This is a genomic window from Jannaschia sp. R86511 (genome assembly GCF_042466345.1).
Lineage (GTDB): Bacteria > Actinomycetota > Actinomycetes > Actinomycetales > JBBAYJ01 > Aquipuribacter.
The window spans coordinates 3,998,469-4,017,261 of the sequence record NZ_JAXHCD010000001.1; the positions used below are offsets into that span (position 1 = coordinate 3,998,469).

An 18,793-nucleotide genomic window follows, 5' to 3' on the forward strand; every position below is an offset into this window, starting at 1 on the left:
GGCTCAGCCGACTACGCGGCCGCCCTCGAGCCGGACCACGGCGTCGGCGACGTCGAGCACCCGCTCGTCGTGGGTGGCGACGAGCACGCAGGTGCCTGCGGCCGTGGCCGCACGGAGGGCCTGGAGCACCCGGTCCACGTTGGCGTCGTCCTGGTGGCCGGTCGGCTCGTCGAGGACCGCGACGGCGGGGACCACCGCGAGCGCCCGGGCCAGCGCCGTCCGCTGCTGCTCGCCCAGCGAGGTGTCCTTCGCCGCCCGCCCGGCGAGCCCGGCCAGGGCGAGGCCGTCCAGCAGCCCCTCGGGCACCCTGCGCCCGGCCAGCCGGCAGGGCCAGGCGACGTTCTCGGCCACCGACAGCTCGGGCACCAGCGCGAGCCGCTGGGGCAGCAGCGACACGACCGACCAGGCCGGCGCCGGGTGCGCGGGCCGGCCGCGCACCTGCACGCGACCCGACGAGGGGGCACCGACGCCGGCCACCAGGTGGCACAGCGTGGACTTGCCCGACCCCGACCGGCCCGCCACCACGACGAGGGTCCCGGCGGCGGCCGTCATCCAGACCTCGCTCAGCACGGTGACCCCGCCCGCCACGTGGGTGACGTCGCGGACCTCGACGCTCACGGCCGGTCCCCCGGCGGCCGCAGGACGACCTCGTCGTCGCGCACCTCGAGGCGGGCGCGCCCGTCGGGGAACAGGGCCAGGGCCTCCGGCGGAAGCTGCAGCCGGCCGGTGGAGTCGAGCACGGCCTCGGCCCCGTCCCCGGCGCGCGCGTCGGTGGACAGCACGCCGTGACGCAGCAGGAGCACCCGGTCGGAGCGGGTCGTCACGCGGGCGTCGTGGGTCGAGACCACCACGCAGGCACCGGCGGCCGCGCTGCGACGCAGCAGGTCCAGGACCAGGGCGGCGGCCTCGTCGTCCAGCTCGGCCGTGGGCTCGTCGGCCACCAGGACGGGCGGGTCGCCGACCGCGGCCAGCGCCACCGCCAGCCGCTGCTGCTCACCGCCGGACAGCTGCGCCGGGTGCGAGCGGCGACGACGCCGCAGGCCGACCTCGTCGAGGACGGCGCGGACGTCGGCGTCGACCCCGCGCAGGTTGGCCACCTGCACCACGTGCTCGGCGGCGCTCAGGTGGGGCAGCAGCGCGTGGGTCGCCCGCTGCGGCACCCAGGCCACCAGCCGGCGCCGCCACCGCCGCCGGGCGCCGGTGCTGCCGGGCACGGTCGCCTGCCCCGCGAGCCAGACCTGACCGCCGTCGGGCACCTCGCGCAGCGCCAGGACCTGCAGCAGGCTCGACTTGCCGCTGCCCGAGGGACCCACGACGCAGGACACCGTGCCGGCCGCGAACCGGGCGTCCACCCCTCGTAGCGCGTGGGTCTCCCCCGCCGCGGAGCGGTAGAACCGGGTGACCGCCTCGCACCGGACGGCGTCGTCCGGCCCCGCCCCGCCGGGCCGTGCCGCGCTCGCGCCGGCCCGCTCAGTCGAGACCACGCAGCACCTCCTCCTCCGCCCGCTGCCGGGAGCCGGCCCAGGCCACCACGGCCCCCACGCCGAGGGCCAGCGCCACCGCCGCCAGCACGGGGGGCAGCACCTGGTCGGCGACCAGCAGCACCCCGGCGACGTCGACCGGTGGTGCCACGGCCGGCTCGGGCTCCACCAGGCGCGGCAGCAGGGGCAGGGTCGCCGCCCAGCCCAGCAGCCCCAGGCCCAGCCCGGCCCCGACGAGCAGCGCCGCCTCCGCCAGGAGCAGCCGTCGGGGTCCGCGCGCCCCGAGCCCGATCCGGGCCAGGACCACGTCCCCGGCCCGGGAGCGCGCCGCGGCCCGGTCCACCGACAGCGCCAGGGCGAGCACGGCCATCAGGAGCACCAGGACGCTCAGCGCGACCAGGTACGGGGCGACCAGGGCCACGGCCACGAAGGCGGGCCGGACCAGGGCGGCCTCGAGGGTCCGGGTCCGGCGCTCGTCGGTCAGCGTGGCGTCGTCCACCCCACGGCCGCGCAGGTCGGCCTGCACGTCGGCCAGCGACCGGGAGGACCAGAGCTCGACCGACTCCACCTCCAGGTTGGGGATCTCCAGCGCGGTGCCCGCGGCCAGGCGCGGGTCACCGTTGGGCAGGCGGGGCAGGAACGACCCGGTCGCGGCCACCAGCCCGGTGCGCAGGTCCGGGTCCAGCCCGGGGAACGCCGGCACCCGCCCGACGACCTCGACCGCCACCTGGGCGTTGGTGGCCGTCACCGTGGTCGTCTGCCCCACCCGCAGCCCCACGGGGTCCCCGACGAGCAGCACGGGGGCGGGGCCCGGGGCCACGGCGCCGAGCGGGACGCCGGCCGCCGGGTCGGGGGTGGGCGGGCAGGGCGGCGGCTCCGGGGCGCCGGGCTCCGGCTCCTCCGCACCGAACAGGGCCTCGCGCGGGGAGGCCGACGGGCACCGCGGCGCGGCGTGGGCGTCGGCCGCGCCCAGCACCGCGAGCGCCTCGCGGCCCCGTTGCAGCGGGCCACCCTCGCTGCCCCAGGACGCGACGTCGCCGATCGAGGTCGGGTCGACGGCGACCACGTCCACCACCGAACCGCCGGGCAGCCGGCCCGAGCCCCGGTAGACCACGCTGTCGCCGTCGCTGACGTCCGGGTCGGCGGGCCAGCCGGTGAACGGCAGCGACGGGTCCACCTGCCGGGCCAGGTCGAGCTCCACCAGGACCTGCGCCCCGGCCACGACGGCCGCCTTGTCCTGCACGGAGCGCTCGGCGAGGGCACCACCGGCCAGCACGTGCACGGCCAGGCCGAAGGCCGCCGCGAGCGCCGTCACCACGAGCAGCCGCTCCGCCCCGCCCGAGCCGAGCCGCCGTCGCAGCACCAGCCGGCCGACCGCGCCGGGCGCCAGGGGGCCGCCGTCGTCCGCCGGCGCCGAGCGGCGCCCGGCGGCCAGCAGCCGGAGCCCGCTGGCCCCGACCGCACCGACCGCCGCGCACACCAGGACGGGCACGGCCAGGTCCAGCCCCCGCGCCCCGCCCGCCGGGGCCGCGACGAGGCCGACGACGGCCGCCACGGCCGACACCACCAGCACGGGCCGCCAGGGCACGGCCACCGCCCGGCGCTCGTGCCGGGCGCCGGAGCGGGCCGCGGCCGCCGCGGCCAGCAGCGTCACCAGCCCGTGCACCGCGACGCCGACCAGCAGGAGCACGGCGGCCTGCTCCGCGGCCCGACGCACGGCCCACCCCTCGACGGGCACCCCGGTCAGCAGGCCGGCTCCCGCGACCGAGACCGGCAGCGCGAGGGCGAGGCCGAGGGCGGCGGCGGGCAGGACCTCCACGACGCCGAGGGCCGCGACCGCCGGGGGCCGCACCCCGAGGCCGGCCAGCAGCCCCAGCTCACGCGAGCGGCGGGCCGCGGTCAGCACGGACACCGCGGCCAGCACGGCCAGCGACAGCCCGATCGAGCCCAGCACGGGGGCGCGGGCCTCGGCGGCCGTGCGCCGGGCGATGTCGTCGGCCTGCTCGGCCAGCCCGCCGACCCCGCTGACCACGGTCGTGACGACCTCGTCCCCGAAGCCCCGCAGCCCCGCCCTGGCCACGCCCTGCTGCAGCCGGGCCACCCCGGCCGCGGTCGCGCCCAGCTGGTCGCGGGTCGGTCGGGCCGGTCGCAGCCCGGCGTCGACGTTCCACAGCAGCACGTCGCCCGAGGCCCGGGCCACCTGCAGCACCTCGGCCGGCGGACCCACGAGGAGGGCGACCGAGCTGCCGCCCCCGACGTCACCGGGCAGCCGACCCGAGCGGTCGGCCCAGAACGAGGCGCCCGGGACGTCGTCGGGGGTCGTGCCGTCGACGGACACCCGGTAGGTCCCGGCCACCTCCGCCTGCGTCACCTGCTCCGGCTCCGAGCCCGTGCTGGGGGCCAGTCCGACGTCCACGGTGTCGCCGGGTCCCAGGCCCAGCCCGGCCGCCACCTGCTCGGGCAGCCACAGCCCGGCCGAGGGGGCCGCGGCGCCGTCCTGGCCCCTGGCACCGCCGGTCAGCACGGCTGCGGGGTCGTCGACGGCCACCAGCCGGGCCGGCACCCGGGTCGACGCCCCGGCCGCGAAGGACTCGTACCGCACCTCCGTCCCGCCGTCGAGCTCGTCGCGGAAGGACACCCCCAGCAGCTCGGGGGCGCCCAGGCCCGGGACGTCGTCGACCTGCTGCAGCAACCGGTCGAGCTCCGGGCCGGGCGCGGGCGCGGCCCCGACCCGCAGGTCCGGCGCCAGCCGCACGACGGCACCCTCCGGGACCGCGTCCAGCACCCGGTCCGTCGCCGCGGTCCGCCAGCCCGCCACCGACAGGACGTCGGCCGCCCCGGCGAGCGCCGCCAGCAGGAAGGCCCCCACGAGCACCACCGACCACGCCCCCTGGGTCAGCCCCCGGAGCGGGGCTCGGCGCCACAGCGGCCCGGGTCCGGTGCTCACCGGCGGCACTCTGCCATGCCCCCGACCTGCGTGGAATCGTTCCCACCCCGTGGTCCCCCGCAGGAGCAGGCCCGGGCCTCAGCGCGGCTCGAGCAGCCGGTCCACCGCGTCCAGCAGCATGTCCCGCTGCCCCTGCACCGTGAACCCGTCGCCGCCCGCGAGCCGACCGACGAAGCCGTCCAGGACCAGCGCCAGCCAGGACGCGAGCTCGGCCGCCGACCGGTCGCGCCGCACCTGCCCGGCCGAGCGCGCCCGGTCGACCCAGGGCACCAGGCCCTCCTGCTGCGCCTGCTCGTCCCGGGCCAGCGCCGCGGCCACGGCGGGCTGGGTCATGACCGCCCCGACGGCGCGGACGAAGCCGGGCAGGCGCGGGTCCGCGAGCTCGTCGGCCGACCACCGCACCCAGTCGCGCAGGACGGCCAGCGGGTCGTCCCGACCGGCCTGGGCGGCGAACCAGTCCCTGGTCTCCTGGGTGCCCAGGGCCAGGATCCCCAGCAGCACGTCGGCCTTGGTGGGGAAGTAGTGGAAGAACGTGCCCGAGCCGATCCCCGCGGTGCGGCAGATCGCGGCCGTGGTGGCCCCGTCGTACCCGTCGGCCGCGAAGCAGGTGAGGGCGGCGTCGACGATCTGCAGCCGTCGCGCCGCGTGCCGCTCCGGGTCGACCGTGCGTGCCACGGGGCCTCCTGCGTCTATTAATGGAGTGTGTGCTCTGGTATTTTGCCACACATGGCCGAGGTGGAGCGGTGGTCGCTGGAGCACCACGGCCGCAGCCACGTCGTGCTGGTCGAGGCGTCCGGGTGGGGGCGACGACTGCAGTGGCGGGTCGACGGCGGGCTCGTGGCCGAGAGGCGGACCTCCGACGAGAAGGTCCACCTGGCCCCGGGCGGGGACGCCCCGGCCGACGCCGGCGCCCTCGTGCTGAGGTTCGGCTGGGTCGGACCAGCCCGCCGGGTGACCCTGTTCGGGCCCTCGGACGACCTGGACGCGTCGGCGCGGGCGCTGGTCGGGGTGGGCGGGGTCGACCTGCGACCCGACCCGGGCTCCCCTGCCGCGCGGCGGCAGGCCTGGATCGCGACCCACCCGCGCCTGCACACCGCCCGGCAGACGGCGGTGGCCGTGGCCGCCGTCGTCGTCCCGCTCCTGCTGACCTGGTTGCTGGCCCGCTTCGCCTTCAGCCTGCCCTGGCCGGACTGGGACCTGCCGCGCATCCCGTGGCCGGACATCCCCTGGCCCCAGATCCCCTGGCCCCGGATCCCCTGGCCCGACATCACCTGGCCCCGCGTCCCGTGGCCCGACGTGTCCCTGCCCTGGTGGGTCGAGGAGGCGCTGTCGTACGCCCGCTACGTCGTACCCGTCGCCATCGCCTTCGCGCTGGCCCGGCGCGAGGTGCGCCGGCACCGGGCGGCGCAGGACCAGCAGGCGGGGCCCCGCCCCACCGGGCCCCGCACCGGCACGACCCGCACCGGCACGACCCGCACCGAGCCGACCGAGCCGACCGAGCCGAAGGAGCCGACCGGCCCGACCACCGACGGGACCCCTGACGGGACCCGGCCGGGCTGACCGGGTCAGCGACCGGGCGGGCCGGCTCGTCGACGGGGCGTCGCCTGCCTGAGGGGACCGGCCGGTCAGACCCCGCGTCGCCGCGCCGTCAGGTCCCCCGGGTTGTCACCGGTGTTGACCGTCCGGCTCGGCTCCAGCAGCAGCACCTCGGCCCCCTCGGCCGACACCGGCTGGTGGTGGACCCCGCGGGGGACGACGTAGAGCTGGCCCGGACCCAGCACCACGTCGCCGTCGTCCAGCCGGATGGTCAGGGACCCGCGGAGCACGAGGAACAGCTCGTCGGTGTCCGGGTGGCTGTGACGCGTGAACTCCCCGTGGGTCCGGACGGCCCGGACGTCGTAGTCGTTCATCACGGCGACGGTCCGGGGCGCCCACGGCTCGGCGAAGGTGGCGAAGGCGGCGGCCAGGTCCACGACGTCGGTCATGACCGCCATCCTCCGTCGCCCCGGGACCGCGCGCCAGGCCCGCTCGGCCCCTCAGGCGGGTGCCGCCACCATCGGGCGGCCCGTCTCCAGCAGCGTCTTCAGGCCCGACAGGATCGTGACCCAGCCGTGCTCGAGCTGCGCCGCCGCCGGGGTGTCCGGCAGCCCCTCGTGCTCGCAGGTCAGCACGGTCACCCCGGGCATCGGCATGCTCGGGGCGGCGAGGGTGAAGGTGACCCGGGACTCCGGCAGCACGGCCACGTCCGGGGACCAGGTCCCGTTGAACGTCACCTGCAGGCGACGCGAGGGCTCGGCCCGCAGCACGCGCCCGGTGATGACGTCGCCGCCCCCTGCGGTGTAGCGGTAGCCGCCGCCCTCGGACAGGTCGCCGTAGTCCGCCGCGAACCCGTAGTAGTAGGCCGGCGTCGTCGCGCCGTCGGTCAGCGCGTGCCACACCTGCTCGGGCTCGGCCAGCACCGCGAGCTGGATGCGCTGGGTGGTTCCGGCGTCGGCGCCGCGGCCCAAGGGGGTGGTGGTGGTCTGGCTCATGTCGGTCTCCTCTGCTGGTCCCGGGCGACGGTCGCCGCGGTCACACCCCGCAGACGGCGTGGCCCCCACCGGATCGACACCGGACCGGCGCGCCGTCCGTTGTCGATTTCCGGGCCCCGTTCGCGTCTACTTCTCGAGCACGTCCCGTGCGGCGCCCCAGCCGCCGACCCGACCCGGAGGTCCCACGCATGAGGTACCTGGTGCTGGCCGTCGAGGCCCCGTCCGCGTTCGAGGACCGCGAGGACGACGAGCGCTCCGACGGCTACTGGCAGACCTGGCGCGGCTACCTCGAGGCGCTGACCGCCGCCGGGGTGCTCGTCGACGCGGGCGGGCTCCAGCCGCCCACCACCGCGACCACGGTCCGCCTGGTCGACGGCCGGCAGCAGGTGCAGGACGGCCCGTTCGCCGACACCAAGGAGCAGCTCGGCGGGTACTTCGTCCTCGAGGTCGCCGACCTGGACGACGCGCTGGGGTGGGCGTCCCGCTGCCCGTCGGTCCACGCGGGCGGCTCGTGCGAGGTGCGCCCGCTGCTGCCCCCGCGTCGGTGACCCCCGCGGTGGCGGTCCCGCCCGGCGCGGCCCCGCACGGCTCGCCCACCCACGCGGCCGTGGCGGAGGTGGTGCGCGGCTCCTACGGCCGGCTGCTGGCCTACCTGGCGTCCGGCACCGGTGACATCGCGGCCGCCGAGGACGCCCTGGCCGACGCCCTGCTGGCCGCCCTGCGCACCTGGCCCGAGCGCGGTGTCCCCGCGCGGCCGGACAGCTGGCTGGTCACGGTGGCCCGGCGCAACCTCGTCGACGTGTCCCGGCGGCGCGCGACCGCCACGCGTGCCCTGCCGCAGCTGGCCCTGCTGGCCCCGCCCGGCGGCGACCCCTCGGTGGGCAGCGGCATCCCCGACGTGCGGCTGCAGCTGATGTTCGCCTGCACGCACCCGGCCGTCGCCGAGCCGGTCCGCAGCCCGCTGATGCTGCAGACGGTCCTGGGCCTGGACGCGGCGCGGATCGCGTCGGTGTTCCTGGTGCCGACCGCGACGATGGCGCAGCGGCTGGTGCGGGCCAAGACGAAGATCCGCACCGCCGGCATCCCGTTCGCCGTGCCACCCGACGAGGTGCTGCCGGCGCGGCTCGGGGCGGTGCTGGACGCCGTCTACGCCGCCTACACCGCCGGCTGGGACCCCCCCGTCGACCCGGCCACCGACCAGACCCCCGGGCCGGACCTGGCCGGGGAGGCGGTGCGCCTCGCGGGGTTGCTGGTCGACCTGGTCCCCGACCACGCCGAGGCGCACGGCCTGCTGGCCCTGCTGCTGCACTGCGAGGCCCGCCGGCCCGCACGGCGCACGCCGGCCGGGGCGTTCGTGCCGCTGGACCAGCAGGACACGCGGCTGTGGTCGCGCGGGTCGATGGCCCGGGCGGAGGAGCACCTGGCCCGCGCGCTGCCGCTGGGCGACGTCGGGCCCTACCAGCTGATGGCCGCGGTCCAGTCGGTGCACAACCGGCGGGCCGCGACCGGCCGCACCGACCACGCGGCGGTGGAGGCGCTGTACGAGGGCCTGGTCCACGTGTCGCCCACCACGGGCGTTCGGGTGGCCCACGCCGCCGCGGTGAGCGCCGCCGGCGACCCGGCCCGGGCGCTGCACCTGCTCGACGGGCTGGCGGACCGGGGGCAGGGCTACCAGCCGTACTGGGTGGCCCGCAGCAGCGTCCTGGACCGGCTCGACCGTCGGGTCGAGGCGGCCGGGGCCCGCGCGACGGCGGTCTCGCTGACCACCGACGACGCCGTGCGCGCCCACCTGACCGGTCGGTGACCGGCGCGGGCCCGGGGGCCGTGCCCGACGGGCCCCCGGGGCCCCGGTCGGTACGGTCGGGGCATGTCGGACACCGGTGAGGTCGTGGTCAGCGAGGCACCCGAGCGCAGCCGCTACGAGGCCCACGTGGGCGGCGAGCTGGCGGGCTGGTCGGAGTACACGCTGGCCGGCGAGATGCTCGTGTTCACGCACACCGAGGTGCAGCCGGCCTTCGAGGGCCGCGGGGTCGGCGGGGCGCTGACCCGCTACGCGCTGGACGACGTCCGCTGCCGCGGCCTGCGGGCCCTGGCCGTGTGCCCGTTCGTGCTCGGCTGGATCCGGCGCCACCCCGCCTACGCCGACCTGGAGTACCGCTCGCGCACGCGGCCCGACGTGGACTGACCGGCACGGGCTGCTGATCGGGCGAAACCGCCCGCCCCGGGGTCAAGTCCCGCGATGGGCCCGTCGATCCCGTCGGTGGGTGCCGCACCGGGCACCCCCGAGCAGGAGGAGGCACCGTGCCCGACCAGGGGGAGCACGTGGACGAGGCGACCGACGCGGACGAGGCGGTGATGGGGCTGCTGCACGAGCACGTGCCGCTGACGCTGCTCGTCGACCTGGTCGACGCGCCGGCCTCCGAGCAGGTGCTCCTCGAGGAGGGCATCCCCGACGAGCCGTGGTGGGAGGGCTCGACGCCCGCCGACCGGCCGGACGCGGACGACGCCGCCGCCGGCTGAGGGCCGCTCCCGGAACGGATTTCGACCGACCGCCGAGCGCTGGTAATCTCTGTCGCGCACCGCTAGCTCAATTGGCAGAGCAGCTGACTCTTAATCAGCGGGTTGCCGGTTCAAGTCCGGCGCGGTGCACCACGGGACCGGCTCGACCGGTCGGCGAGCGCAGCAGGAGGCCGCCCCCGGTCGGGGGTGGCCTCCTGGCGTTCCCGGACCCGACCCCGGCCCGCCCCCACGCCCGGCCGGACCCGCCCACCTCACCCGTCAGGGGTGAGACGACCCCGGTGCACGGCCCCGCCCGCCCCGGCGCGCAGGTCCTCCTCGACAGCGGTCCTCAGCAGGGTGACACTTACGCCGTGGGCGCCTGGCGAACGGCCGCGGGGGAACGGCCTGCTCCGACGACCGACGTCCCGCGGGTGGACCACCGGCTGCTGCCGCATCCCCGGCAGCAGGCGCTGCTGGCCGCGCCGGACGAGGTCACGGCCGGGCACACGGTCGTCGTGGCCCCGACCGGCTACGGCAAGACCGCGCTGCTGGCGCACCACGCCCGGGCCCTGGAGGCGGCCGGCGCGCCCGTCCTCTGGCTGACCGTCCACCCGGACCTGACCGCCGACCAGCTCTGGTCGACGCTCGCCGAGGGCGTGCAGCGGGTGCTGCCGAGCGCCGACGTCCCCGCCCCGCGCCCGAGCCCGGACGGCGTCACCGAGGCCCCCGCGGCCGAGCGCTGGGCCGCCCTGGCCGCCGACCTGGAACGGCTGCCGCGGCCGCTGACCCTGGTGCTGGACGACGTCGACCGCACCGGTGGGCCGCCGGTGCTGGCCGCCCTGTCCGCGCTGACGCAGCCGGCGGCGGTCCGGGTCGTCTGGGTGGCCCGTCACGAGCCCCCCGTAGGGCTGGCCCGGCTGCGGCTGCAGGGCCTGGTGCACGACGTCGACGCCACCGACCTGGCCCTGCGGCCCGACGAGGTCGCGGCGGTGCTCGCCCGCAGCGGCGTCGACCCGGCGGACCCGCTCGAGGACCGCGTGGCCGAGGTGATGGAACGGACCGGGGGCTGGCCCGCGGCGGTGTCGCTGCTGGGTGGTGCGCACCGGCTGGAGGACTGGGTCGGCTCCGACGTGCTGGGGGCGCTCGGCGCGCCGGAGGTCGACCTGCTGCGCCGCACCAGCATCGTCGACGACCTGCCCGTGGACCTGGCCGTCGAGCTGTCCGGCCGGCAGGACGCGGGGGCCGTCCTGCACGGTCTGCACCGCCGCACCGGCCTGCTCGAGCGCCTGCCCGGTCGCATCGGCACCGTCTACCGGGTGCACCCCCTGCTGCGGGGGGTGCTCCGGGAGCAGCTGCGGGACGAGGGCGCCGGACGCTGCGCCCAGGACCACGCCGTCGCCGTGGCCTGGTTCGAGGCGGCGGGCGACCCGTGGCACGCGGTGGAGCACGCGTCCGCCGCGGCCGACGGCAAGCTGTGGCAGCGCACGCTGCTGGCCCACGGCCTGGGCACCGTCCTGGCCGGCGGCGCCGCGCCGCTGCGCCGGCTGCTGGAGCGGCGCGGCGCGGGCGGACGGACCGCCGTCGAGGTGGTCCACCACGCGCTGGCGGCGCTGGCGATGGGTGACGTGGGGGCCGCGGACGCGCTGCTGGTGCACGCGCGCTCGCTGCGTCACGGCGGCGCCTGGGCCGGTCGGCTGGAGGACCTGTACCGCAGCCTGCTGCTGCAGCGGGGCCGCAGCGTGGCCGGACCGCTGCCCGGCGAGGTGGCCGACGTCGTGGCCGAGCTGGCCGACCCCGCGCGCCGCGAGCTGCTCGACCTCGACGTCGCGCTGCACGTCATGGTGTCCCTGGCCGGCTACGCCTCCCGGGAGGGCGACCACGAGGCGGCCTACGCCCACCTGGTGCAGGCCAGGTCGTTGGCCGAGCTGTACGGGTACGGCCAGCTGGCGCTGCAGTGCCGGGTCGGCCTGGCCGGTGTGCAGCTCGCCCGGGAGGGCCTGCAGTCCGCCCGCGCCCACGCCGAGCCCGCGGTGCGGGCCGCGGCCCGGACCGGGCGGACCGACGCGCCCGAGCTCGTCTTCGCGCACGTCGTCGTGGCCTGGTCGGCGCACCAGCAGATGGACGACGAGCAGGCGAGGGCGTCGGCCGCCCGGGCCCTGGCCGCCCTCGACGGCTCGGTGGACGAGACGACGGCGACGTCCGTGCGGGCCTGCGAGGCCATGATCGCGTTCGCGGGGGGCGAGCGGCACACCGCCCTGCTGCGCCTGCACCAGGTGGTGACCGGTTTCGCGCCCGGTCGCACCGACCGCTCCGTCGCGGCGCACACCCTGCCCCGGGCGCTGCGGATGTGCCTGGCCCAGGGCGAGTGGACCTGGGCGCAGGAGTGCCTGGAGCTGACCGACGCGATCCTGCCGGGCACGGGCGAGGCGGCCCTGGCCCACGCCCTGTGGGCCCGGGCCCGGCACCGGGGGGACCTGGCCCGCCGGACCGTCACGGACGCCGGCCGGCCGGGGACCCGATGCGAGGTGCCCGACACCCGGCTCGCCCTGCACCTGCTCCGCGCCGTGCTGCTGGCCGAGGTCGGCGACGCCGGCGGCACCCACGAGTCGCTGGTCCACGCCCTGGCGGCCTCCCGCACCGACCGGTCGCTGCGCCCGTTCGTCGAGGCCGCCCCCAGCCTGCTGCCGCACCTGGTGGCCGCCGCGGGCCGGGTCGGCGAGCTCGAGGCCTGGCGGGCCCAGGTCACCGAGGTCGTCCGGTCCCGGTCGGGGCCCGGCGCCGCCTCCCCCGAGACGCTCGGCCTGACCCCGCGCGAGATGGCCGTGCTCGTCGACCTGCCCTCGCTGCTGCCGCTGTCGGCCATCGCCGAGTCCCACCACGTGAGCCCGAACACCCTCAAGACCCAGGTCAAGGCCATCTACCGCAAGCTCGGCGCGTCCAGCCGCCACGAGGCCGTCACCTCGGCCCGGCTGCTCGGCCTGCTGCCCTCCTGAACCGGTGGGGCCGACCGGGACGGTCCGGCCACCGCCCGGCACCGCCGTGATCCCCTAGCGTTCCCCTCATGTCGTCGGAGCATCTCGACCGCGCGCGCAGCACGGGGGTGGCCGCCTGGGTGTGGCTGGCGGTCGGCGGGGCGGTGACCCTGACCCTGGGCCTGGTCTCGCTGCTGGCGCCCGGTGCCACCCTGACCGTGCTCGCCGTGGTCCTCAGCCTGTGGCTGATGGCCACCGGCCTGGGCCGGGTGGGCCTGGCCGTGGCCGTGCGGACCTGGCCGGGCGGGCGCCGGGTGGTGCAGGGCGTGCTGGGCGTCGCGCTGGCCCTGGGCGGCCTGACGGGCCTGCTCGGGCTGTGGAACTCGCTGACCCTGGTCACGCTGGTCGTGGCGGTCGGCTTCCTGGTCGCGGGCCTGGCCGACCTGGGCATGGCGCTGACCGGCCCGCGCGGGGTGGGCCGGGCGGCCACGGGCGCCCTCGGGACGCTGCACCTGGTCGTGGGGCTGGTGTTCCTGCTGCTGCCCGACGTCGGCCTGACGGTGCTGGCCCTGCTGGTCGGGGTGGTCCTGGTCGGCCTCGGCCTGGTCCAGCTGGCCGCCTCGGCCCTGGTCCGGGCGCTGGTGCGGCAGAGCGAGGCGCTGGCCCGGCGCGTGGACGGGCTCGGACGGCCGCGCGGCGGGCCCGACGGGGACGGCAGGGGGGACGACGGGGACGACCCCCGCGTCATCCGGGGCGAGGTGCTCTGATGGGGCTGCTGCGCCGCCGCGCCCGCCGGCCCGCCCCCGCCCAGGGCACCGCGCCCGCCGTCCCGCGCCCGGCCGGCGTCATGCTGCCCGCCCCCGTCGTCACCCTACTCGGCCTCGCCGCGGCCGTGGTGGTCCTCGGCGGGATGCGGACCGCACAGGGCGTCGTGGGCCCGATCCTGCTCGCGTTCGTGCTGGCCATCGCCGTGCACCCGGTGCAGGCCTGGCTGCGGACCCGGCTGCCGGGCTGGCTCGCGCTGACCATCACCGTCCTGGTCACCTACGCGGCGCTGACCGCGTTCGCCGCGGCCCTGCTGGTCTCCGTGCTTCGCTTCGCCGAGCAGGTGCCGCAGTACCAGAGCGAGCTCAACGCGCTGCTGGACGAGGGCGAGGCCCTGCTGCTGCAGGTGGGGGTCGACCAGTCGCAGGTCAACGAGTTCGTCCGGCAGTTCGACCTCAACCAGGTCTTCTCGCTGGCGCTCGACGTCATCCAGGGCGTGGCCAGCGTGCTGACCAACCTGGCGTTCATCCTGGCCCTGCTGTTCTTCGTCCTCATCGACGCCGGGTCCGTGCACACCAAGCTGTCCGCCATCGAGGCGATCCGGCCGCGGGTGGCCCGGTCGCTGCGGGAGTTCACCACCGGCGTGCGCCAGTACCTGGTGGTGACGGCCGTGTTCGGTGCGGTCGTCGCCGCCCTGGACGTCGTCCTGCTCATGGCGCTGGGCGTGCCGCTGCCGCTGCTGTGGGGGCTGCTGGCCTTCCTGGCCAGCTTCGTGCCGACCATCGGGCTGGTGGTCGGCCTGGTCCCGCCGGCCGTCATCGGCCTGCTGGACGGAGGACCGCTGACCGGCCTGTGGGTGGTCGTGGGCTACCTGCTCATCAACAACACCATCGACAACTTCGTCAAGCCCAAGTTCGTCGGCGACGCGGTCGGGCTCAGCATCACCATGGCGTTCCTGTCGCTGGTGGTGTGGGGCTTCGTGCTGGGCCCGCTGGGGGCGCTGCTCGCCATCCCGGCGTCGCTGCTGGTCCGGGCCCTGCTCACCGACGACGACCCCCGGCACGCCTGGGCGAACCTGCTGGTCAGCGACCGGGCCCCGGAGGGTGAGGAGCTGGAGCGGATCGCCCGCGAGGCCAGGGCCGCCGACGGCCGGGACTGACTGGGCTGCCGGGGCTGACCGGACTGACGGGGCCGCTGGTCCTTCTCAGGGGTAGGGCCACCCGTTGGGGGCGCAGCCCTGCAGGCCCAGGGTCTGCTGCAGCATGACCGGCGCGGCCTCGCCCTCGGCCGGGCACGGCACGTGGCCGCGGCCCAGGTAGTGGCCGAGCTCGTGGTTGACGAGGTACTCCCGGTAGCCGGCCACGTCGTCGCCCCAGGCGTTCGCCCCCTGGGTCCAGCGCAGCGCGTTCAGCACGACGTCGTCGCCGTTGCGGCACGACACCTGGCCGCGGGTGCGCAGCGGGGCGCACAGCCGGTCGGTGGTGTCCGGGGTGGTCACCCGGATGTGCACGTCCGGGTCGGCGTCGGTGCGCTGCAGCGACCACTCGCCCTCCGCCGTCCACGACCGCGGGTCGGCCAGCACCCCGTCGACGACCCCCGCGACCTCGACGGCGTCCAGGGGCAGGCCGTCCTCCACCTCCACGGTGTATCGCACCAGGGTCCCCTGCGAGCCGACGCGCTCGGTACCCCCGGGCGCCACGGCGAAGGTCCCTGCCCCGGCCTGCGGCACCTCGACCGGCTCGGGGGCGGCGGGGGCCGAGGCCTCCGGCGACGCGGCGGGCGGGGCTGACCCGGGCGCGGACGGCGCCGGCTCGCCGTCCGCCCGGGTCGCTTCGGCGGACGGGGCGGCGGACGGGGGTGCCGGGGCAGCCGCGTCGTCGCCGAACAGCTGCGCCTCGATACCGCCGGGCTCGGCCGGCTCGGCCGCCCCGTCCTCGCCGACCGTCCCGGGCCCGGCCTGCTGGGCGTCGGCCGCCGGGCTGCCGTCCACGGCGTCGTCCTCGCCGGGCGAGGGCACGAGCAGCCAGGCGAACCACAGCAGCAGCACCAGGCCGGCCGCGACCAGCGGCCGCCGCCGCACGGCCGGTGAGGGCGTGAGGGCGTGCCGGGCGCGACCGCCCGTGCCGTCCGGCCCGGACCGCCCGTGACCGACCTGCTGCTCCGTCACCGACATCACCACGACCCTACGACGTGGCGGGCCCGTCGCGTCGTGGGCGCGCGGTCAGGTGCATCCCGCCGCGCGGGCGCAGCGTCACCGAGGGCACGACCCCCGGGCGGGGGCCGGCCGGGGCGACGGTCCGGTCCCGCAGCAGCTCGGCCAGGACCATGACCGACTCCACCACGGCGAAGTCCCGCCCGATGCACAGCCGCGGCCCGGCCCCGAACGGGATGTACCCCTCGCGGCGGGACCCGGCGTCGGGGCCCAGCCAGCGGTCCACGTCGAAGCGCAGCGGGTCCGGCCACAGGTCGGCCCGGCGGTGGTGCAGCCACGGCGAGGTGATGACCAGCGTGCCCTCGGGGATCGCGACGCCGTCCACCACGTCGTCGGCCAGCGCCCGGCGGGTGATGACCCAGGCCGGCGGGTACAGCCGCAGCCCCTCGTCGACGACGGCCCGGGTGACCGGCAGGGCCGCCAGGTCCTCCCAGCGGACCTCGCGGGTGCCGCCGTCCCCGCTGCTCAGCGCGGTGTCCAGCTCGGCGTGGACCCGGGCCACGACCGCCGGCTTCTCGGCCAGCAGCCGCAGCGTCCAGGTCAGGCTGGCGGCCACCGTCTCGTGCCCGGCGATGACCAGGGTGACCAGCTCGTCGCGGACCTCGGTGTCGGTCATCCCCGAGGCCAGCAGCAGCCCGAGCACGTCGGCCCCGCCGGAGCCCGCGGCCCGGCGGGCGCCCACCATGGCCCGGCACGCCTCGTCCAGGGTGACCCGCGAGCGCGCCAGGCGGCGCGCGGTCGGGGTCGGGACGCCCGGCGGCGCCGTCCACGGCTGGGTGGCCCGGCGCATCACGACGGCCAGGGCCTCGTGGACCGCCGCCACCAGCCGGCGCCCCTCGGCGGCCCCGCCGTCGACCAGGTCGGCGCCGAACAGGGTCCGGCCCACCACGTGCAGCGTCGCGCGCATCAGCACGTCGTCGACGTCCACCACCCGGCCCGGGGCGGCGTCCCACTCGCTGCGCACGAACCGCGCCGCCCGCACCGACTCCGCGGCGACGTGGGACAGCGTGTCCCGGTGGAAGGCGGGCTGCACCACCCGGCGGTGGGCCCGCCACACCTCGCCGTCGCTGGTCAGCAGCCCGGCCCCGGTGACCAGCGCCAGGGAGGTGTACTGGATGGTGGCCTTGCCGTAGCCGCGGTGGTTGTCCTGCAGCACCCTGCGGACCCCGGCCGGGCCGTTGACCAGCACGGCGGGGCGGCCGTTCACCGGGAACGGCACCACGTCGCCGTACCGGGCGGCGGTCCGCTCCAGGAACGGCAGGGCGTTGCGCATGATGGCGGGCACCGCACGCACCATGTCCCACGGCAGCGGGCCGTCCGCCTCGACCGGCGTGAACCGCGCGTTGCGGCGGGCGGCCGACCCGGCGCCGGCGACGGGCGGGGCGTCCCGGCTCACAGGTACAGGCCGGTGCCGCCGTCCGGCACCCGCGGCGCCGCGACGGCGTGCAGGTCGCGCTCGCGCAGCACGACGTAGCTGGCCGCGTGCAGCTCGACCTCGGCCTTGTCCTCGGGGTCGAACAGGACGCGGTCTCCCACCTCGACCTGGCGCACGTGCTGGCCGACGGCCACCACCTCGGCCCAGCCGAGCCGACGGCCCATGGTGGCCGTGGCGGGGATGACGATGCCGGAACCCGAGCGCCGCTCGGAGTCGGCCTCGGCCCGGACCAGGATCCGGTCGTGCAGCATCCGCACGGGCAGGCGGCCGTCGGTGCCCGAACCGGGCACGGTGCCCGGGTCGGTCCCGGGTGGGGGGCTGGCGACGCTGCTCACCAGCCCATGCTCCCAGGTGCCCCCTTGAACGGACCCACCACGTCGTCGGTGACCCAGCCGCCGTAGAAGGTGCCCGGCTGCGCCCGGACCACCTCGCCGGCGACCGTCACCTCGTCCACCGCCCCGGGGTACAGCGCGACGTGGTCGGCCAGCGCGGCGAACGCGGCCGTGGGGGTGGGGTAGGTCCAGGCGGCCCGGGACGCCACCCGGCCGTCGGGGGACACGAGGTCCAGGTAGGACGCCTGCCCCTTCCACTCGCACAGCGAACGACCCTCGGCCGGGACGAGGACCCCGGCGGCGAAGGCGTCCCGCGGCAGGTACCAGGTCGGCGGGTGCGAGGTCTCGCAGACCCGGTAGGCCCGGTCGGTGCGGGCGACCTCTCCCCCGAAGGCCACCACGACGGTGCGGCGGTCGGCCAGCAGCGCGGGCGGACGCGGGTAGTCCCAGACGGACTCCTGGCCGGGGCCCGGGACCTCGGGGACGACGCCGGGCGGGAGCCGACGGCCGGACCGGTCGCCGGCCGCGGTCACCGCCGGGACCGGCGGCGCAGGACGACCACGGCGACCACCAGGGCCACGGCCGCGGCGCCGATGGCGACGATCCGCTCGTACAGCAGGTTGCCGTCCTCGTCGCTGACGGCGTCCCGGGCGCGGCTGACCGCCTCGTCCTTGGCGTCGTGGGCCAGGTTGGCGGGCTTGACCCGCTCGACCAGCTCGTCGAGGGTGCCGGCCAGGTGGGCCCGCCGGGCCAGGATCGCCGCCTCGATGGCCTCGGGGCTGGAGGGGGTGGTGCCGTCGGGGCCGGAGTCGTCGCTCATGCCCTCACGGTATCGACGCGGCGGGGTGCGCGCGCCCCCGCGGCACGACGGCGGCCGGGTCGAAGCCCACGGGCAGCTCCAGCCGGTGCCGGGCCAGCAGCTCCGGGTCCTGCAGGACCGACAGCGTGCCGGCGTCGTGCACGATGCGGCCGGCGTCCAGGACGACGCTGCGCTCGCACAGCTCGAGCGCGAACGGCAGGTCGTGCGTGACGACGACGACCGTGACGGCCAGCCCGGCGAGGACGTCCAGCAGCTCGCGCCGGCTGGCCGGGTCCAGGTTCGACGACGGCTCGTCCAGCACGAGCACCTCGCAGCGCATGGCCAGCACCGTGGCCACGGCGACCCGCCGGCGCTGGCCGAAGGACAGGTGGTGCGGCGGCCGGTCGGCCAGCTCCCGCATGCCCACGGCGTCCAGCGCCTCGTCGACGCGGGTCTGCAGCTCGGGCCCGCGCAGCCCCAGGTTGGTGGGGCCGAAGGCGACGTCGTCGCGCACGGTCGGCATGAACAGCTGGTCGTCGGGGTCCTGGAAGACCAGACCGACCCGACGGCGCACCTCGCCCAGCGTGGCCTTGGACACCTCCGTCCCGCCGACCCGGACCGAGCCGACGGCGTTGGAGCCGGCTGCGCGGCCCAGGATGCCGTTCAGGTGCAGCAGCAGGGTGGTCTTGCCCGCCCCGTTCGGGCCCAGCACCGCCACCCGCTCGCCGCGGCGGACGGCCAGGTCGACACCGAACAGGGCCTGGTGGCCGTCCGGGTAGGCGAAGGCGACCCCGGCCAGCTCGAGCGCGACGTCGTCCAC

Annotated in this window: 20 protein-coding genes and 1 tRNA gene; 9 read left to right on the plus strand and 12 right to left on the minus strand. The window is 77.5% G+C overall.

The window, feature by feature from the left end; genetic code table 11:
• Window positions 1–3 precede the first annotated feature (3 nt).
• From SJY06_RS18620 to SJY06_RS18635, 4 genes are all read right to left on the minus strand, one after another.
• On the minus strand, window positions 4–618 hold the full coding sequence (locus tag SJY06_RS18620) for an ATP-binding cassette domain-containing protein (protein ID WP_380169027.1): 615 nt from the start codon (window positions 616–618) through the stop codon (window positions 4–6).
• Window positions 615–1,484, minus strand: a complete 870-nt coding sequence (locus SJY06_RS18625; RefSeq protein ID WP_380169028.1) for an ABC transporter ATP-binding protein — start codon at window positions 1,482–1,484, stop codon at window positions 615–617. The genes SJY06_RS18620 and SJY06_RS18625 overlap by 4 nt, the downstream gene beginning before the upstream one ends.
• Window positions 1,471–4,428: a hypothetical protein gene (locus SJY06_RS18630; protein WP_380169029.1), complete on the minus strand. Its 2,958-nt coding sequence runs from the start codon at window positions 4,426–4,428 to the stop codon at window positions 1,471–1,473. The genes SJY06_RS18625 and SJY06_RS18630 overlap by 14 nt, the downstream gene beginning before the upstream one ends.
• A 78-nt stretch (window positions 4,429–4,506) precedes the next feature.
• Window positions 4,507–5,103: a TetR/AcrR family transcriptional regulator gene (locus SJY06_RS18635; protein WP_380169030.1), complete on the minus strand. Its 597-nt coding sequence runs from the start codon at window positions 5,101–5,103 to the stop codon at window positions 4,507–4,509.
• A 51-nt stretch (window positions 5,104–5,154) separates the two neighbouring features.
• Here SJY06_RS18635 and SJY06_RS18640 point away from each other — a divergent pair, with 51 nt between their 5' ends.
• Complete coding sequence (locus SJY06_RS18640) at window positions 5,155–5,988, plus strand: hypothetical protein (RefSeq protein ID WP_380169031.1); 834 nt, start codon at window positions 5,155–5,157, stop codon at window positions 5,986–5,988.
• 65 nt (window positions 5,989–6,053) lie between these two features.
• Here SJY06_RS18640 and SJY06_RS18645 read toward each other — a convergent pair whose 3' ends face one another.
• Complete coding sequence (locus tag SJY06_RS18645) at window positions 6,054–6,413, minus strand: cupin domain-containing protein (protein ID WP_380169032.1); 360 nt, start codon at window positions 6,411–6,413, stop codon at window positions 6,054–6,056.
• Window positions 6,414–6,464: 51 nt separating this feature from the next.
• Window positions 6,465–6,959: an SRPBCC domain-containing protein gene (locus tag SJY06_RS18650; protein WP_380169033.1), complete on the minus strand. Its 495-nt coding sequence runs from the start codon at window positions 6,957–6,959 to the stop codon at window positions 6,465–6,467.
• Window positions 6,960–7,147: 188 nt separating this feature from the next.
• Here SJY06_RS18650 and SJY06_RS18655 point away from each other — a divergent pair, with 188 nt between their 5' ends.
• The 8 genes from SJY06_RS18655 to SJY06_RS18690 all read left to right on the plus strand — a co-directional run bounded on the left by SJY06_RS18655 (window position 7,148) and on the right by SJY06_RS18690 (window position 14,354).
• A complete protein-coding gene (locus tag SJY06_RS18655) occupies window positions 7,148–7,507 on the plus strand; it encodes a YciI family protein (RefSeq protein WP_380169034.1) in 360 nt (119 codons plus the stop codon).
• Window positions 7,504–8,763: an RNA polymerase sigma factor gene (locus SJY06_RS18660; RefSeq protein WP_380169035.1), complete on the plus strand. Its 1,260-nt coding sequence runs from the start codon at window positions 7,504–7,506 to the stop codon at window positions 8,761–8,763. The genes SJY06_RS18655 and SJY06_RS18660 overlap by 4 nt, the downstream gene beginning before the upstream one ends.
• A gap of 63 nt (window positions 8,764–8,826) precedes the next feature.
• Entirely contained in the window at window positions 8,827–9,144 is a 318-nt protein-coding gene (locus SJY06_RS18665; protein WP_380169036.1) for a GNAT family N-acetyltransferase, read from the plus strand.
• Window positions 9,145–9,260: 116 nt separating this feature from the next.
• Window positions 9,261–9,479 carry a hypothetical protein gene (locus tag SJY06_RS18670; RefSeq protein ID WP_380169037.1) on the plus strand — a complete coding sequence of 73 codons (219 nt, stop codon included), beginning with the start codon at window positions 9,261–9,263 and terminating at the stop codon, window positions 9,477–9,479.
• A 56-nt stretch (window positions 9,480–9,535) separates the two neighbouring features.
• A tRNA-Lys gene (locus tag SJY06_RS18675) sits at window positions 9,536–9,611 on the plus strand.
• A gap of 218 nt (window positions 9,612–9,829) precedes the next feature.
• Complete coding sequence (locus tag SJY06_RS18680) at window positions 9,830–12,451, plus strand: AAA family ATPase (protein WP_380169038.1); 2,622 nt, start codon at window positions 9,830–9,832, stop codon at window positions 12,449–12,451.
• A 68-nt stretch (window positions 12,452–12,519) separates the two neighbouring features.
• Entirely contained in the window at window positions 12,520–13,197 is a 678-nt protein-coding gene (locus tag SJY06_RS18685) for a DUF308 domain-containing protein (RefSeq protein WP_380169039.1), read from the plus strand.
• The gene (locus SJY06_RS18690) at window positions 13,197–14,354 is read left to right on the plus strand and encodes an AI-2E family transporter (RefSeq protein ID WP_380169040.1); all 1,158 of its coding nucleotides are present in this window, start codon (window positions 13,197–13,199) and stop codon (window positions 14,352–14,354) included. Before SJY06_RS18685 ends, SJY06_RS18690 begins: the two co-directional genes overlap by 1 nt.
• Before the next feature lie 45 nt (window positions 14,355–14,399).
• On the opposite strand, the gene SJY06_RS18695 is transcribed toward SJY06_RS18690, so the two are convergent.
• The 6 genes from SJY06_RS18695 to SJY06_RS18720 are packed head-to-tail and all read right to left on the minus strand — an operon-like array spanning window position 14,400 to window position 18,793.
• A complete protein-coding gene (locus SJY06_RS18695; protein ID WP_380169041.1) occupies window positions 14,400–15,368 on the minus strand; it encodes a DUF3152 domain-containing protein in 969 nt (322 codons plus the stop codon).
• A 10-nt stretch (window positions 15,369–15,378) separates the two neighbouring features.
• A complete protein-coding gene (locus tag SJY06_RS18700; protein WP_380169042.1) occupies window positions 15,379–16,803 on the minus strand; it encodes a cytochrome P450 in 1,425 nt (474 codons plus the stop codon).
• Entirely contained in the window at window positions 16,800–17,177 is a 378-nt protein-coding gene (locus SJY06_RS18705) for a GroES family chaperonin (protein ID WP_380169043.1), read from the minus strand. Before SJY06_RS18705 ends, SJY06_RS18700 begins: the two co-directional genes overlap by 4 nt.
• Window positions 17,174–17,707, minus strand: a complete 534-nt coding sequence (locus SJY06_RS18710) for a DUF427 domain-containing protein (protein WP_380169044.1) — start codon at window positions 17,705–17,707, stop codon at window positions 17,174–17,176. Before SJY06_RS18710 ends, SJY06_RS18705 begins: the two co-directional genes overlap by 4 nt.
• Window positions 17,704–17,994, minus strand: coding sequence for a DUF3618 domain-containing protein (locus SJY06_RS18715; protein WP_380169045.1), 291 nt, complete (start codon window positions 17,992–17,994; stop codon window positions 17,704–17,706). Before SJY06_RS18715 ends, SJY06_RS18710 begins: the two co-directional genes overlap by 4 nt.
• Before the next feature lie 4 nt (window positions 17,995–17,998).
• Window positions 17,999–18,793 (minus strand): energy-coupling factor ABC transporter ATP-binding protein, encoded by a 795-nt coding sequence (locus SJY06_RS18720; RefSeq protein ID WP_380169046.1) that lies wholly within the window; start codon window positions 18,791–18,793, stop codon window positions 17,999–18,001.

Coding starts and splice junctions, on each gene's coding strand:
- SJY06_RS18640 (WP_380169031.1), top strand. CDS start 5,155: ATGGCCGAGGTGGAGCGGTGGTCGCTGGAGCACCACGGCCGCAGCCAC.
- SJY06_RS18645 (WP_380169032.1), bottom strand. CDS start 6,413: ATGACCGACGTCGTGGACCTGGCCGCCGCCTTCGCCACCTTCGCCGAG.
- SJY06_RS18650 (WP_380169033.1), bottom strand. CDS start 6,959: ATGAGCCAGACCACCACCACCCCCTTGGGCCGCGGCGCCGACGCCGGA.
- SJY06_RS18655 (WP_380169034.1), top strand. CDS start 7,148: ATGAGGTACCTGGTGCTGGCCGTCGAGGCCCCGTCCGCGTTCGAGGAC.
- SJY06_RS18665 (WP_380169036.1), top strand. CDS start 8,827: ATGTCGGACACCGGTGAGGTCGTGGTCAGCGAGGCACCCGAGCGCAGC.
- SJY06_RS18685 (WP_380169039.1), top strand. CDS start 12,520: ATGTCGTCGGAGCATCTCGACCGCGCGCGCAGCACGGGGGTGGCCGCC.
- SJY06_RS18690 (WP_380169040.1), top strand. CDS start 13,197: ATGGGGCTGCTGCGCCGCCGCGCCCGCCGGCCCGCCCCCGCCCAGGGC.
- SJY06_RS18695 (WP_380169041.1), bottom strand. CDS start 15,368: ATGTCGGTGACGGAGCAGCAGGTCGGTCACGGGCGGTCCGGGCCGGAC.
- SJY06_RS18715 (WP_380169045.1), bottom strand. CDS start 17,994: ATGAGCGACGACTCCGGCCCCGACGGCACCACCCCCTCCAGCCCCGAG.